This window comes from Thermodesulforhabdaceae bacterium, assembly GCA_037482015.1.
Lineage (GTDB): Bacteria > Desulfobacterota > Syntrophobacteria > Syntrophobacterales > Thermodesulforhabdaceae > JAOACS01.
This window is the reverse complement of record JBBFKT010000001.1, coordinates 106,032-119,738: the sequence shown is the minus strand read 5'-3', so window position 1 is coordinate 119,738 and position 13,707 is coordinate 106,032. Positions and strand designations below refer to the sequence as shown.

At 44.1% G+C, this 13,707-nt stretch carries 17 protein-coding genes; 1 reads left to right on the top strand and 16 read right to left on the bottom strand.

The features are described 5' to 3' along the window. Positions 1 to 249 precede the first annotated feature (249 nt). From WHS38_00515 to WHS38_00500, 4 genes are all read right to left on the bottom strand, one after another. Complete coding sequence (locus WHS38_00515) at positions 250 to 1,281, bottom strand: glycosyltransferase family 9 protein (GenBank protein MEJ5299455.1); 1,032 nt, start codon at positions 1,279 to 1,281, stop codon at positions 250 to 252. Between the two features lie 61 nt (positions 1,282 to 1,342). Beyond that, entirely contained in the window at positions 1,343 to 2,692 is a 1,350-nt protein-coding gene (locus WHS38_00510) for an amidohydrolase (GenBank protein MEJ5299454.1), read from the bottom strand. Further along, complete coding sequence (locus tag WHS38_00505) at positions 2,685 to 4,007, bottom strand: amidohydrolase (protein MEJ5299453.1); 1,323 nt, start codon at positions 4,005 to 4,007, stop codon at positions 2,685 to 2,687. The genes WHS38_00510 and WHS38_00505 overlap by 8 nt, the downstream gene beginning before the upstream one ends. 43 nt (positions 4,008 to 4,050) lie before the next feature. After that, entirely contained in the window at positions 4,051 to 4,872 is an 822-nt protein-coding gene (locus tag WHS38_00500) for a purine-nucleoside phosphorylase (GenBank protein MEJ5299452.1), read from the bottom strand. A gap of 317 nt (positions 4,873 to 5,189) precedes the next feature. Between WHS38_00500 and WHS38_00495 the strand changes: the two genes are divergently transcribed. Continuing rightward, positions 5,190 to 5,900 carry a YggS family pyridoxal phosphate-dependent enzyme gene (locus WHS38_00495; GenBank protein MEJ5299451.1) on the top strand — a complete coding sequence of 237 codons (711 nt, stop codon included), beginning with the start codon at positions 5,190 to 5,192 and terminating at the stop codon, positions 5,898 to 5,900. Positions 5,901 to 5,915: 15 nt separating this feature from the next. On the opposite strand, the gene rlmB is transcribed toward WHS38_00495, so the two are convergent. The 12 genes from rlmB to WHS38_00435 form a co-directional block, all read right to left on the bottom strand. Continuing rightward, positions 5,916 to 6,632 (bottom strand): 23S rRNA (guanosine(2251)-2'-O)-methyltransferase RlmB, encoded by a 717-nt coding sequence (gene rlmB, locus WHS38_00490; GenBank protein ID MEJ5299450.1) that lies wholly within the window; start codon positions 6,630 to 6,632, stop codon positions 5,916 to 5,918. A 73-nt stretch (positions 6,633 to 6,705) separates the two neighbouring features. Then, positions 6,706 to 7,353 carry a guanylate kinase gene (gene gmk / locus WHS38_00485; GenBank protein MEJ5299449.1) on the bottom strand — a complete coding sequence of 216 codons (648 nt, stop codon included), beginning with the start codon at positions 7,351 to 7,353 and terminating at the stop codon, positions 6,706 to 6,708. Beyond that, entirely contained in the window at positions 7,353 to 7,673 is a 321-nt protein-coding gene (locus tag WHS38_00480; GenBank protein ID MEJ5299448.1) for a DUF370 domain-containing protein, read from the bottom strand. The genes gmk and WHS38_00480 overlap by 1 nt, the downstream gene beginning before the upstream one ends. Positions 7,674 to 7,724: 51 nt before the next feature. Further along, on the bottom strand, positions 7,725 to 8,633 hold the full coding sequence (locus WHS38_00475; protein ID MEJ5299447.1) for a YicC/YloC family endoribonuclease: 909 nt from the start codon (positions 8,631 to 8,633) through the stop codon (positions 7,725 to 7,727). Between the two features lie 17 nt (positions 8,634 to 8,650). Further along, positions 8,651 to 9,187, bottom strand: a complete 537-nt coding sequence (locus tag WHS38_00470) for a DUF4416 family protein (GenBank protein MEJ5299446.1) — start codon at positions 9,185 to 9,187, stop codon at positions 8,651 to 8,653. Next, positions 9,174 to 10,187 carry a D-glycero-beta-D-manno-heptose-7-phosphate kinase gene (rfaE1, locus tag WHS38_00465; protein MEJ5299445.1) on the bottom strand — a complete coding sequence of 338 codons (1,014 nt, stop codon included), beginning with the start codon at positions 10,185 to 10,187 and terminating at the stop codon, positions 9,174 to 9,176. The genes WHS38_00470 and rfaE1 overlap by 14 nt, the downstream gene beginning before the upstream one ends. Before the next feature lie 20 nt (positions 10,188 to 10,207). Then, positions 10,208 to 10,381, bottom strand: a complete 174-nt coding sequence (locus tag WHS38_00460) for a Trm112 family protein (GenBank protein MEJ5299444.1) — start codon at positions 10,379 to 10,381, stop codon at positions 10,208 to 10,210. Positions 10,382 to 10,399: 18 nt separating this feature from the next. Continuing rightward, complete coding sequence (locus WHS38_00455; protein MEJ5299443.1) at positions 10,400 to 10,699, bottom strand: YggT family protein; 300 nt, start codon at positions 10,697 to 10,699, stop codon at positions 10,400 to 10,402. Between the two features lie 26 nt (positions 10,700 to 10,725). After that, positions 10,726 to 11,133: a bacteriohemerythrin gene (locus tag WHS38_00450; GenBank protein ID MEJ5299442.1), complete on the bottom strand. Its 408-nt coding sequence runs from the start codon at positions 11,131 to 11,133 to the stop codon at positions 10,726 to 10,728. 34 nt (positions 11,134 to 11,167) lie between these two features. Then, the gene (gene glgC / locus WHS38_00445) at positions 11,168 to 12,445 is read right to left on the bottom strand and encodes a glucose-1-phosphate adenylyltransferase (protein ID MEJ5299441.1); all 1,278 of its coding nucleotides are present in this window, start codon (positions 12,443 to 12,445) and stop codon (positions 11,168 to 11,170) included. 14 nt (positions 12,446 to 12,459) lie between these two features. Then, entirely contained in the window at positions 12,460 to 12,984 is a 525-nt protein-coding gene (locus WHS38_00440; protein MEJ5299440.1) for a TlpA disulfide reductase family protein, read from the bottom strand. Positions 12,985 to 13,004: 20 nt separating this feature from the next. Then, complete coding sequence (locus WHS38_00435) at positions 13,005 to 13,706, bottom strand: cytochrome c biogenesis protein CcdA (protein MEJ5299439.1); 702 nt, start codon at positions 13,704 to 13,706, stop codon at positions 13,005 to 13,007. Position 13,707 lies beyond the last annotated feature (1 nt).

Genomic DNA, 13,707 nt, shown 5'->3' with positions numbered 1-13,707 from the left:
AACATGCCTTTACTACAGTCAACTGTTCTAGAGGGTATTCTAAAACTTCCCTTACAGGATGGCGAAACATAGAAAAGGCAGGGACGAATCTCAGCCTGGAAGACCTTCCCAGACTCAGGTAGCTAAAAACGACCTCAATATATGAGATGCACCACATAACTGTAGGGGCACGGCATGCCGTGCCCCTACAATTTATTACGGAGTTTTTTAGAAGACCCTCGCTGCTCGATCAGTCAAAATAAACAGGTTCTAGGAAGTCTTTCGGGAAACTATTTCACAAATCTTGTTTCTTATTTCCTGGTCAGGGAAATTATCATCATAAAAATCGGCTGAGATTTTGGCTGGGAACGCCAGAATATCTTCTTCTTTCCATTGACGTTTTAAAACAATGGCATTTTCTCCCCAGGGAGCCCATACGGCGGGATTTGTGGGACCAAAAATAACCAGAGCAGGCACACCACAGGCTGTAGCAAGATGACTGATGCCCGAATCGTTTCCAATATAAAGCCGTCCCATAGATAGTGCAGCAGAAAGAATTAAAAGAGATACATTTTGGAGTCTCAACACACCGTGCCGTTCTTCAGCCCACTTTACAAAGGGTTCTACCGCATTATCAGCAGGGCCGGTAATAACAACGATGGATTCAGCAGGAAAAGTTGTTTTCAACCATTCAACAAGTCCCATCCATCGAGCAAGGGGCCAGATTTTTCGGATTCCACCACTTCCGGGATGAATGCAAATGGGATTCTGGATATTTCCCAGCATATCCCGAGCCTGCGCAAGTGCTTTTTCGGGCGGATTAATTTTGAAAGGCCTTATCGAGAGCGGGCAAGAAAGCTTCTTATTTAGATTTTCTGCCACAAACAGGGGCACCGGAATGTTGGTTTCGTCTCCTTCTGGAAAAGAAGGAACCCACAGGCAAATACCACCAGTTTCGCCAATTCTTTTATTTAGCCGATCCGCAACAATTCTTATGCTCTGCTTTCCAAAAAAGATCACCAGATCCGCACCATAACAGGGCTTGGGGATTGAAGCTTTCATCCACAAGGCATCATCGAAAAAAGCCAAAATAGAAGGATCGTCGTGAGGGAAAAAACCCCCAAAAAAAGGTTCAGATTCAATCAGTTCTGCATGTTGGCGGCGTGTCCAGAAAAAAAGACGCCCGGACTCTGCTAATCCGGACAGAGATTCAAAAACCGAGCAGGCAAGTATAAAATCACCCAGAGCTCCCTGATGAAAGACGGTGATTTTTTCAAATTTGCGTAATGTGTTCGTCTTCACCAGCAGGTTTTACTTGATAATCTTTTGTGACGTTTCAGGCGAGTCTAATTTACCCAGTTCTCTACGTTTCCTTAATCTTTCTAGCAATTCTTCGCACTTCCCTGAGAAGTTCTGTCTCGTCTATAGTTACGATCTTTCTATCCTTTACCACTAACATACCATTAACCCATACGTGCTTTACATCGGAAGCTTTTGCAAAATAAACGATGTAAGCGGGAAGAAATCCTTCGGCTGGTTCAAAGCGGAAAAAAAGATGGGGCAAAGTGTGTGGATCGCCCAGCGAAATAGCAACACAGTCAGCTTTTTTTCCTTTCTCAAGACTTCCCACTTCCTCTGCCAGCCCTATAACTTTTGCGCCACCCAAAGTTCCCAATCTAAGCACTTCCTCCGGGGAACATACCTCAGGATCTTTTTTAATGCCCTTATGAAGCTTGGAAACCAGTCTCATCTCGCCAAAAATATCCAGATTGTTGTTGCTTGCGGGACCGTCGGTTCCAAGCCCCACTTCAAGTCCATTTGCAATCCACAAAGGAAGATCAGCAATACCAGAACCAAGCTTAAGATTGCTTTCAGCACAATGCACAAGCCCTGTTCTACAGTCTCGAAGTATCTTCACGTCTTCTTCGTCAAGCCATACTCCATGAATGCAGAGACTTTTTTTGTCCAGCACACCGAGATCATGCAGAAACCTAACAGGAGTTTTACCAGTGCGATCTAAAATCACTTCCCGTTCCCATTCTGTTTCGGCAAGGTGAATCTGAAAAATTACGTTACCGGCTCTACACAATTCTTTTGTTCTAAGTATCGTATCATCAGAACAGGTATAGGGCGAATGGCAAAAAAGAGATGGTTTTACAAGATCAAATCCTGCCAAAGTATCCAAAAACCCTTCGGCGCGCTTAAACATCTCTCGAGAATCCGGCACATCAGGCGTTGGAAAGTCTAATATGCCCTGCCCTACCACACCTCGAATACCAATATCCCTTGCGGCTCTGGCGACTTCTTCTTCAAAAAAATAGCCGTCACAAAAACAGGTCGTTCCCGAAAGAAGCATCTCGCAAAAAGAAAGAAGGCTCCCCAGATAAACCGTTTCCTTTGTGATCCACTTCGCTTCAGCTGGAAATATCACTTCAGAAAGCCATACATTCAAAGGTAAATCATCAGCCAGACCCCGGAAAAGGCTCATAGGGGCATGGACATGAGCATTTGTGAGCCCTGGCATGAGGATGTGTCCCTCCAGGGAAAAAACTTCACGAGCCAGATAGCACTTTTTAATTTCATCCGATGGACCCAGATCAAAAATACTCCCGTTGAGGATAGCCAGAGCTCCTTTTTTTATCACAGAATTAGCTTCATCACAGGTCACTAAATAATCTGCATCCGCAAGAATTAAATCGACCAACTCAGGCACCTTTCACTCTCCCAGCAATTTCTTTAGTGCGAATTCTGATTTCATCCATGTCTATTGTTGTAAGCTCTCGATTTCTCATAAGCCATCTTCCGTGAACCATAACGTCTCTTACGTCACTTCCTCGAGCTGAATAAACAATGTGGCTTACGGGATCGTAGCAGGGTGTGAGGTGAGGTTTGTTAAAGTCGATTACGATAATATCAGCAATCATTCCAGGTTCAAAGCGCCCTATTTTATCACTCAGCCCTAGAGCCTTTGCTCCATAAACTGTTGCCATACGAAGGACTTCCTTAGCCGAGAGCACTGTCGGATCTTTCAGAACACCCTTATGAATTTTGGCGCAGGTATCCATTTCCGAAAACATATCAAGATCGTTGTTACTGGCGCATCCATCCGTTCCAAGAGATACAACTACTCCACGACCAAGGAGATCAGCAATCGGAGCAATACCGGAAGCAAGCTTAAGGTTGCTTTCGGGATTATGGACAATCTTCACATCTTTTTCTGCTATAAGCGATCGATCTTCTTCAGATAGCCACACACAGTGATCGGCAACTACACGTGGAGAAAGAATTCCCAGGCTGGCAAGGTGAGCTACGGGAGTCCTTCCGTAACGTCTCATACTTTCCTGAACTTCATCTTCAGTTTCAGAAAGATGGATCACAAATGGAACATTGTAATGCTCTGCAATAGCAAAGCTCCTAAGAAGAAGTTCTGGCGAACAGGTATATACAGCATGAGGATCTACCGAAACCCTGATGCGCTCATGCCCCATCCAGTCCTCAATGAATCTTTTCGTAAAAGCAAATCCATTTTCCAATTCGCCGTAGTGAGGCGATGGGAAGTCGTAAAGCACTTCTCCTACCACCGCTCGCAACCCTGCTTTATCCACAGCCTCCGCCACCTTATGCTCAAAAAGATACATGTCACAGAAGGTTGTGGTTCCGGAAGCGATCATTTCTGCACAGGCAAGAAGAGTTCCCCAAAAGACCCACTCTTCCGTAAGTTTTTTTTCTGCCGGGAATATGTGTTCTTCGAGCCACTCTCTCAAAGGGATGTCATCGGCAAGGCCTCGAAAAATGGTCATTGCGGCGTGAGTGTGAGCGTTAACAAGCCCTGGAAGCACAACACAACCGCTCGCATCAACAAAATGAGAACCGGCATATTTTGAACTAATCAACTCCTTTTTATTTTTATCCCACAACCCGACTTCGACGATTTTTTCTTCTTCGATGACAACCATTCCGGGATCAAACACTTCATCCCGGTCGTTCATGGTGATAACCGTTCCTTTTGCGATAACTGTTCTCGACATAGGGTTATTCCTTGTTAAAAGGAAGTTCTTAAACCAGCTATCTCTAAAGTCGTTTCAAAACAAGTGAAATAAGTTTTAGCAAAGTCGGAGCCGTGCTACTTGCCTGAGCAATCACTTTTTCCAGCGGGACAGGTTCATAGCAATCTGGGCGATTAACATTGGTAATAACAGATATAGCAAGAACTTCCATGCCAAGGTGAACAGCAGCAATAACCTCTATAACAGTGGACATTCCCACAGCGTCAGCTCCCAGGAGGCGAAACATGCGAGTTTCTGCGGCCGTTTCCATACTGGGACCCGTAACTCCGATATAGACTCCTTCTCTAAGCGGTATTTTATGCTCCCGTGCTACCGCCTTCGCAATCGCTCGAAGTCTCTTGCTGTAAGGCTCCGTCATGTCGGGAAAGCGAGGTCCCCAGGTTTCCAGATTAGGTCCTATAAGTGGATTCCTGCCTGTAAAATTTATGTGATCCACAATAAGCATTAGATCTCCGGGTTCAAAAAGAGGGTTAAGTCCTCCGGCAGCGTTGGATATGATAAGCACATTCACTCCAAGGCTCTTTAAAGTTCGGATGGGGAATGCGATATCCTTTGCATCATAGCCTTCGTAAAGATGAAACCGTCCCTGGAGAGCTATTACCGGTGTTCCCTCGAAGCGCCCTACTATCATTCGTCCCTGATGCCCCTCAACGGTCGAAACGGGAAAGTGCGGAATACGTTCATAAGGAATTATGGCTTCGCGTTCCATTACTTCCGCAATTTCCCCAAGACCTGTTCCGAGTATAATAGCAACTTCGGGAACAGATGAAATCTTCTTAAGAATAAAAGCCTTCGCTTCTTCGACCTTTTTGTATGCCTCAAACACTGTTTGCTCCCCGTTGCTTACCGTGATATTTTTCTATGGCTTCCCTATACAGTCATCCCGAAGCGATGAAATAATCTGGATTCGCTTCAGAGTGACTCTTTGATAGACGAAGATAAAAGGTTTTGTCAATGAACGAAGGAGGGTGTTCAAAAATTCTTGTTATTGGATGAAATTACAGGCTCCCCCTATCCGGAAGACCTTTCCGGGGGTAGGGAGAGAGGAAACAACTTAAGGTATGACTAACCACAGGGATACAGAGAACACAGAGAAAAAATTAATAACCACCCAGCTTTTCTAAATCTATGTAGGGAGTAAATATGGTAGAAACGGAGGTTGGGAAAAACCTCAAAGCAATTTTGAATCGTATTGAACTTGCCTGCAAGCGTGTTTCGCGTGAAACATCCTCGGTAACTCTAATCGGGGTAGGAAAAACGATGCCCCCAGATAGAATTCGTGAAGCCGCTATAAGCGGACTAAAACATCTTGGCGAGAACTACGTCCAGGAAGCTAAAACTAAAAAAGCTGTGCTAAAGGATATTGGGCTTACCTGGCACTTTATCGGTCATTTGCAAACAAACAAAGCTAAAGCTGCCGTGGAACTTTTCGACTGGATTCAAACGGTGGACAGAATCGAACTTGCTCAGAAGCTGGACAAAGCTTCGCTAAACCTAAGAACTGAACCTCTTCCGGTGCTAATTGAAGTCAACATAGGAAAAGAACCAACAAAAAGCGGGATAATACCGGAGGAACTCAGAAGCTTTTACGAAACCATATCAGTCTTCGAGGGAATTCTGGTAAAAGGGCTTATGGTAATTCCACCCTTTTTTGAAAATCCTGAAATGGTGCGACCTTTCTTTCGCAAAACAAGAGAACTTCTTGAGCAACTACGTCTTTTCTCTCGAACTCCCGAACAACTCACGGAACTTTCTATGGGCATGAGTCACGACTTTGAAGTGGCAATTGAAGAAGGAGCCACCATGGTCAGAATAGGAACAGCGCTATTTGGCGAAAGAAAACCATCGCAGTAAGTCAGTTGCAATATGTCAGGAATTCTGGCGAAGCACTTCAGCCAGAGCCACAGCCGTTGCAACTGCGGCATTTAGAGATTCCATTTCACCTCTAGCTGGAATCTTTACAATGCGATGACAGTGTTCTCTTACGAGTCGTCTCATGCCTCGATGTTCATTTCCCACGACAAGAGCAACAGGATGGAGGAGTTCAGAATCATATATTGAAAGCTCGGCGTGAGCATCCAGCCCAACAATAGTAAATCCTCTGTCTGAAAGAGCTTTCATGGCACGAACAAGATTGGGGACTCTTACAACAGAAACCATAGAGATGGCCCCTGCTGAAACCCGGCTTACCGCATCTGTAACCGAAACAGATCTATGCTCTGGGATGATGATTCCACCAGAGCCAAAAAAAGCGGCACTTCTAAGGATAGACCCGAAGTTTTGAGGATCTTCAATTTCATCTAGCAGCACAAGAGGGGAAATATTTTCAGGCGGCTGATCCAGCAAATCATCAAAATCCGCATAAGGAAAAGCTTTAATTTTCAAAGCAATTCCTTGGTGTTGTCGATAACCAACAATTTGATTTAGATCCGCGCGGCTCAGTTCTTTTACAGCAAGTCCGCAAACTCTGGCTTGATCAACAATCTCCATTACCGCGCTGTCCTTGCGGCAAAAGACAACCTCAATAGCCAGATGGGGCTTTTTGCTAAGCACTTCTTTAACAACATGCACTCCAGAAATCCACATTTAAACAACCTCATTTTGCAGACAAAGAATAAATCCGGGTTTTCACCGTAATTACTCACCTGAAGGACACATGCTAGGGAGAAGATCCTTTGACGTTACTGGAGTAATCTTTAAGGTCAGAAAAAATACGTTTTAGGAAACCAAACTGTCTGCTGGTGCGGCATCTGAAAGATGTAATAATAGCCATAAGCTGGCTTGCCGCCTTCGACACTTCGTCGTTTACTATTAGATAATCATACCAGAAAGATTCTTCGATTTCCTTTACCGCATTCTGAAGGCGCCTTTCAATCACATCCGAAGAGTCGGTGCCCCTAAGGCGAAGTCTTCTTTCCAGTTCGCGCCACGATGGCGGTAAAATAAAGACAGTGACCGACTGGGGATATTGGCATTTGATTTCACGTGCTCCCTGAACATCTATATCCAGGATCACATCCTGACCATTAGCGATCCAGTTTTCAATCATGTTTCTGTCGGTTCCATAATAGTTTCCGTGGACGTAAGCCCATTCGACAAAGCGACTGTCTTCAATACCCTTAAGGAATTCTTCTCTGGAAACGAAAAAATAATCCTTACCGTGTTCCTCTCCATAACGAGGCGGGCGAGTGGTGTATGAGATCGAAAATTTAAGATCGGGAAGTCTAAGGCGGACTTCCTTTAAAATGGTGGTTTTACCGGCACCAGATGGAGCCGAAACGATGAAAAGAGATCCTCTCTGCTCCATCACTCCTCGTCCATATCCGTATCATGCGACTTTCTACCACCTGATCCGGCAGAAATAAGGCTAATTTCTTTAACGTCGTGTTCTGCCATAAGTCTCTGTGCAATGGTTTCTGGCTGAACTCCACAAAGAATGACATGGTTACTATCAGTGATGATTATGGCTCTCGTTTTTCTTCCCATGGTGGCATCAATGAGTCGATTGTTTTGCTTAGCGTCTTCTTTTAGCCTTTTCATCGGCGCCGACGCCGGAGAGACAATAGCAATTATCCGATTTGCCACAACGGAGTTACCAAACCCTATATTAAGCAATTTAATATCCATAAACCCCCCAAACTGACCAAAAAATCTGTTTAACAAGCCCAAACAGCCCCTTCATTCAATATTTTGAACCTGTTCTCTCAATTTTGCAATTTCTGTTTTTAATGTCACAACAAATTCTGAAATAGCAAGATCAGCCGATTTAGATCCTATGGTATTGGCTTCACGATGCATCTCCTGGACGATAAAATCCAGTTGTTTACCGTCTGCTGGAGTTGAATTGGAAAATGCGATAGTGCGAAAATGGTTAACATGAGCCCGAAGCCGCGCAAGTTCTTCGGAAATATCCGTTCTATCGGCAAGGATCGCAATCTCCTGAAGAATGAGATGTTCATCAACTTTAACGGATAAATCAGCAAGAAGTTGAGATACTCGCTCTCTCATGCGATCTCTCATAGCCAGCAAGACTTCGCTTTTTCTGGATTCTATACTGTTCAGAATAGATTCAATTATGCTAAGATGTTTTTGGCAAACAGCTTCAAGTAGTTCACCTTCGCGTCGTTTCATTGCCCCAAGCTTTTCCAAGGCTTCTTCACAAGCTTTCAGAACGATTGAACATAGAAGCTTTTCCTCCTTTTCCAAATCTTCAAGGGATTCCATCGTGGGGGCACTAAAAATGTAAGGTATTGATAACACATCGCTAATAGTTGGATGCTGAAGATCAGGGATTATCTTGGACAGAAAGACAAGTTCGTTCCAATACATGCGAAAAGCGTTAGGATCGATAGAAGGTATATTTCTAGGTTTTTCAACGGCTTCAACGTTAACAAAGAGGTCTATTCTTCCTCTTCGGCACTTTGATCGAACTAGAGACCTAATTTCTTCTTCGCAGATGTTCACCTTTCGCGGAAGCTTCACATTCAAATCAAGATACTTGCTGTTAAGGGACTTAACTTCGCAAGTCACAATATAGCCTTCTTCAGACACATTATGGCGACTAATACCGGTCATGCTTACAATCATGGTCTAAATTCCTTTCTTCAGGAAGGGATTGTTCCTTTTCTCGACGCAATAAGCTTACGCCTCAGGATACTCAAAAGATGAAGCAGAAAGGGATTTTTGTAGTCGGGGTAAGTCCATTCAAGAGGCTGGTATGCTCCCCGCCGATATATAAGGGTAAGGTCGGCATAAATGCCGTTTCTAAGGTAAATTCTGTGAGTGTAGTTTTTCCCTGTGGCAAGAATAAGACGTTCTTCAGAAAGTAGCCCGGGATCGATATTAACTACTCGATGACCATCTCGAGCCAGAGAAAGCTCCAGATCATTCGTGAATAGTTTGATTTCAACAATCTCCTGTGGATCCACAAGATGTTGAAAACTCAGAAACATTCTAAATATAGGCTGCCCCATTTCCCGCTCGTAATAGTTACTTTCTGTGAAGATCCTGGGGCACGTCGCTAGATCCAAACTTCCAAAGCGATCACAAAGTTTTTTAACGGCTTCATGGGCTTTTTGCAGATCAGAGAAAAGAAGTCCTACGAAAAGCTTTGAAGGGAGAGGCGGCTTAGGGACGCTCATAGCGGAACTCGAGTTGATCGTCGTTAAGAAGCGCTCTTAGCTGTTGGGGAGTTATGACGGCTGTTCCCACTTCGCCAACCACAAACCCTGCGGCTACATTAGCAAGATAAGCGGCTTCATGGATTGACAGTCCAGCAACCATACCGAGAGCCAGCAGAGCAACAACGGTGTCCCCGGCGCCTGTAACGTCAAACACCTTCCTTGCGCATGCCGGAATATGAATAGGCTTGCAGTCATCATCAAACAAAGTCATTCCCTCGGAACCCCTAGTTACTAGCAAAAACTTACACTCCAGCTCTTTTATGATAGCAGAAGCGACGGTGGCAAGATCCGCTTCTGAATTAGTAGCGCTGTAACCAGCCATTTGAACAGCTTCGCTCTGGTTTGGCGTGAGGACAGTAACACCACGGTAAAGATGTTTGTTCGAGACCTTGGGATCCACAACCAAAGGTATATTCATCTGTTTAGATATAATCTTAACTTTATCCATGAGAACATCCGTAATAACGCCCTTGGCATAATCTGAGACGATAATCAAATCAGGCTTTTCAACCGATTCGAGAAAATTAACTACCTGAGCCAGTATTCTGTCTTTCAAGGGCGTTCTTACTTCTCGATCAAACCGGACAACCTGCTGACTATGAGCGATAACTCTCGTTTTTACCGTCGTAATAGATTCGGGACACACAAAAACACCCGACGCATCAATATCTTTTTCTTTAAGTAGGTTTAGTAACTCTTTTCCCGATGAATCGTTACCAATTCTTCCACAGAGAAAAGCTCTTCCCCCAAGAGCCGATATATTATGAGCCACATTAGCGGCTCCGCCCAGATGGTAAGTTTCCCGTTTTATGTCAACCACAGGAACCGGAGCTTCTGGAGAAATTCTATTAACTGTTCCCCAGAGGAACACATCCAGCATAACGTCACCGATAACTAAAACTTTGGCCGACGAAAACCTGTCCAGACTATCAAGAAGTTTTCTGCGAATCTTCAACATTTTCTGAATCTTTCTCAAAACTACTCAGAAATGGGCTTTGCTTCGTCTATCAGCATAATGGGGATACCATCTCTTATTTCATAGAGAAGCTTACAGGATTTGCAAATAAGCCCCTGTCGGTTTTCATCTAATTCGACGGAAGATTTACACTTAGGACAAGCTAAAATTTCTAAAAGTTCTTTTGAAATGCTCATGCCATTTCTCCCTTTTTCTTATCTTAGCTTCCAGGCAAGATCGTGCAGAGTTCCCACAAGAAACACCTGGAGAAAGTAGATCACAAGAATAAGAATAAGCGGTGTAAGATCTACTGGACCTACTGATAAGGGAACTCTACGTCTGATAGCGTTTAATAAAGGGTCAGTAATACTGTAAAGAGTTCTCACAATGGGGTTGTAAGGATCTGGATTTACCCACGAAAGGAGCGCCCGGATTATGATGATCCAAAAATAAACATTCAGCACAATCTGAATAACCACCGCAAGTCCTTCAATCAACCTGCTAGCAACAAACATCTCTTTTCTCCTTCCCGTTTTTTAAACTACCGAAGGCCTTTTTCGTTCAGGAAAGGACCATATTTTTTGTCTGATCCTTTTATGTGACTTTTCAACCACGTAGCCAGAAAATCTACCACTTCGCCGGCAACCCCAATTTCGTTCGATTCAAATCGTTTCTTGAATTCATCAGCTTTCTTCTTGAAATCTCTATGCTCTTTTCTATGACTTTCAGTTTCGGGATAAAAATACTGCACAAAATATTTTTCTTCGGTAGCAAAATGCACCGCCGCATAACTCATCATTCCATCAAGAATTTCGGAAAGAACATCTTTTCCTTTTCTCTGCCGCATAGCATCGTATAGTTCGTTAATCATCTCAACAAGTCGCTTATGCTGAGCATCTATTTCAGCAATCCCCACGCTAAAGCTGTCATCCCAGCGAACAATAGGCATTGTGCTAAAATTTCCTCCTTCTTTAAGAAATCATTCAACGGAAATACCCCCTGGGAACCACCACAATTCCACGTTGAGTTACATGAAATCTCTCTCTGTCTTCAAGTGGATTTATGCCAATTTGTGTTCCCGGTGGTATTTTGTTGTCTTTATCTATGATAGCTTTTTTTATTCGGCAGTATCGCCCTATTTCCACGTTGTCGAGAATGACCGACTCATCAACCTCTGCATAGCTGTGCACAAAAACGTTGTATGACAGAACCGAAGAACGAACGATACCTCCGCTTATGATGCATCCAGGAGAAACTATCGAGTCAAAGGCCGCTCCAAGCCTCTGGGGAAACTGATTGCGCTCACTGAAGACAAACTTTACCGGTGGGTAGGGTTTATAGAAAGTTCTGATAGGCCAAAGTTGTCCGTAAAGATTGAAAAAGGGTTCGATGCCGGTAAGATCCATGTTGGCATTCCAGTAAGCATCCAGGGTGCCCACATCGCGCCAGTAAGCCGAATCTCTAGTTCTATCCACAAGCACCAAACGCCTTGTGCCATCGGCAGGATCTACCTGATAGACATAATCTTTGATACTATTCAAGCGACGATAGGGATAGGCATAAACTCTAAACCGATGAATAGCCTGCGGAATAATATGTTTTCCGAAGTCTTCAGCGTCTGATTCTGTCAAAAGCTTTTCTAAAATCGAAAATCGGAAAATATATATTCCCATTGATGCCAGAGCGTGCTCCGGATCATCAGGGATGGGCTTTGGATCTGCCGGCTTTTCTTCAAAGTCTATAATTCGAAAGTCATCGTCAACTTGAGCAATACCAAATTCGCGGCCCGAATCTCTCGGCACTTCAAAAAGCCCAATAGTAATATCTGCTTCTTTTTCTTCGTGATAAGCTCGAAATGCCGCATAATCCATCTTATAGACATGATCACCGGAAAGGATCAAAACATGTTCCGATCTTTCTCTACTGATAAGCGATATATTCTGGCGAACAGAATCTGCCGTGCCCATATACCATCGTTCGCCAAAACGTTGTTGGGGAGCTACTATTCTCATGTAATGACCAAAAGGCCTGGAAAAAAGATGGCTCCAACCATCTTCAAGGTGCTCCACAAGTGATTGGGATTTGTATTGAGGAAAGACAAGAATTCTGTAAATGCCTGAATTTACACAATTACTGAGCGGAATATCTATCAAACGATAGATTCCACCGAAAGGAACAGCGGGTTTGCAGCGGTCTTCTGTAAGAGGCCTCAGCCGCTCACCTCGTCCTCCTGCCATGATAACAGCGATAACGTCCTTCATAAATGTAACCCTTCTCACATCAGATACCTTTCGATTTCCTGGGGCAGTTCATGCCCTTGATAAGTAATTTTACCCTCTGGATTTATGATAACAAAGAACGGCACACCTCGCACACCGTAGGTCAGGCTCACCTTTCCTTCTTTATCAAAAAGGACGGGCACATTCAGAGGGTGAAGTCGCTCAAATTTACGTATAGATTCAGGCGTATCCCCAGCTCCAATATTTATGGCGATCACTTCAAGCCTATCATTTGACACCCTTTCTTTAATAGCCTTTACTGCCGGTCGAACTTCAAGACATGAGGGGCACCAGGTAGCCCAAAAATATATTAGAACGGTCTTTGAATTTCGAAAATCTGACAATGAGACTGTTCTACCATCTAAAATCGATGGCAAGGAAAAATCGGGGGCAGGGTCGCCTTCGTGAAGAAGCTTTTTGCCAAGGTCAATTTCCTGAAACCTTGGTGTAGTAAACCACATCAGGCTAAAAATACCAACAATCAAGCCAACTATAAAAGCCAATATTTTACCTCTAGTCATTCTCTACCCAAATCCTTTCCTTACCAGAGTGTTCCAGCTTTTACGAAAAAGTATTGGGCGAGAGCAAGCATAACAATTCCACATATTTTTTGCACCTTAACAAGCCAGGGTCCCGACTTTGGCAAAGACGCCATAAACCCCGTAAATGTTCCGAATACAAGTATGGGTAACCCAATACCCAGAGAAAAACTAAAAATGATTAACATCCCTTGTAATGGATTTTCACTCACCGTCGCAGCAGACAGGACGGCTCCGAAAATTGGGGTAGTGCATGGTCCCATCACAAGGGCAGATGCCGCCCCCATAAAGAAAGCTCCCGACAATCCTTCTCTGGACGAAACAGACACTAAAGATCGGTTGAAAAAGTTCGGAAGCTTAATCCATTCAAGCATTACAAAGGCGGCAACGAGGCACACATTTCCTACAAATATGTAAAGCCATTTGCTTCCTGCCCAAAACCCGAAAACTTTCCCAGAAAGGATCGCCACAACACCGAGCATCCCGTAGGTACTAGCAAGTCCCATAACGTAAATAAAGGCAAGTATAAAGACTCTCCTGCCTCTCTTGGCCGACTGATATCCCAAATAGGAAACAACAATCGGAAGGACCGGATATATGCATGGAGTAAAGCTGGCGATAATTCCCCCGCCAAAGGCTACAGCTAAAGCGGCAACCGACCAGTTCATAAACCAGTTCTGAAGCTGGATTAACCCCCAGTCCATA

What these genes read in the sequence shown, in the direction of transcription:
- WHS38_00505 (MEJ5299453.1), bottom strand. Translation starts at nt 4,007, where the DNA reads ATGTCGAGAACAGTTATCGCAAAAGGAACGGTTATCACCATGAACGAC.
- WHS38_00495 (MEJ5299451.1), top strand. Translation starts at nt 5,190, where the DNA reads ATGGTAGAAACGGAGGTTGGGAAAAACCTCAAAGCAATTTTGAATCGT.
- rlmB (MEJ5299450.1), bottom strand. Translation starts at nt 6,632, where the DNA reads ATGTGGATTTCTGGAGTGCATGTTGTTAAAGAAGTGCTTAGCAAAAAG.
- gmk (MEJ5299449.1), bottom strand. Translation starts at nt 7,353, where the DNA reads ATGGAGCAGAGAGGATCTCTTTTCATCGTTTCGGCTCCATCTGGTGCC.
- WHS38_00480 (MEJ5299448.1), bottom strand. Translation starts at nt 7,673, where the DNA reads ATGGATATTAAATTGCTTAATATAGGGTTTGGTAACTCCGTTGTGGCA.
- WHS38_00475 (MEJ5299447.1), bottom strand. Translation starts at nt 8,633, where the DNA reads ATGATTGTAAGCATGACCGGTATTAGTCGCCATAATGTGTCTGAAGAA.
- WHS38_00470 (MEJ5299446.1), bottom strand. Translation starts at nt 9,187, where the DNA reads ATGAGCGTCCCTAAGCCGCCTCTCCCTTCAAAGCTTTTCGTAGGACTT.
- rfaE1 (MEJ5299445.1), bottom strand. Translation starts at nt 10,187, where the DNA reads ATGTTGAAGATTCGCAGAAAACTTCTTGATAGTCTGGACAGGTTTTCG.
- WHS38_00460 (MEJ5299444.1), bottom strand. Translation starts at nt 10,381, where the DNA reads ATGAGCATTTCAAAAGAACTTTTAGAAATTTTAGCTTGTCCTAAGTGT.
- WHS38_00455 (MEJ5299443.1), bottom strand. Translation starts at nt 10,699, where the DNA reads ATGTTTGTTGCTAGCAGGTTGATTGAAGGACTTGCGGTGGTTATTCAG.
- WHS38_00450 (MEJ5299442.1), bottom strand. Translation starts at nt 11,133, where the DNA reads ATGCCTATTGTTCGCTGGGATGACAGCTTTAGCGTGGGGATTGCTGAA.
- glgC (MEJ5299441.1), bottom strand. Translation starts at nt 12,445, where the DNA reads ATGAAGGACGTTATCGCTGTTATCATGGCAGGAGGACGAGGTGAGCGG.
- WHS38_00440 (MEJ5299440.1), bottom strand. Translation starts at nt 12,984, where the DNA reads ATGACTAGAGGTAAAATATTGGCTTTTATAGTTGGCTTGATTGTTGGT.
- WHS38_00435 (MEJ5299439.1), bottom strand. Translation starts at nt 13,706, where the DNA reads ATGGACTGGGGGTTAATCCAGCTTCAGAACTGGTTTATGAACTGGTCG.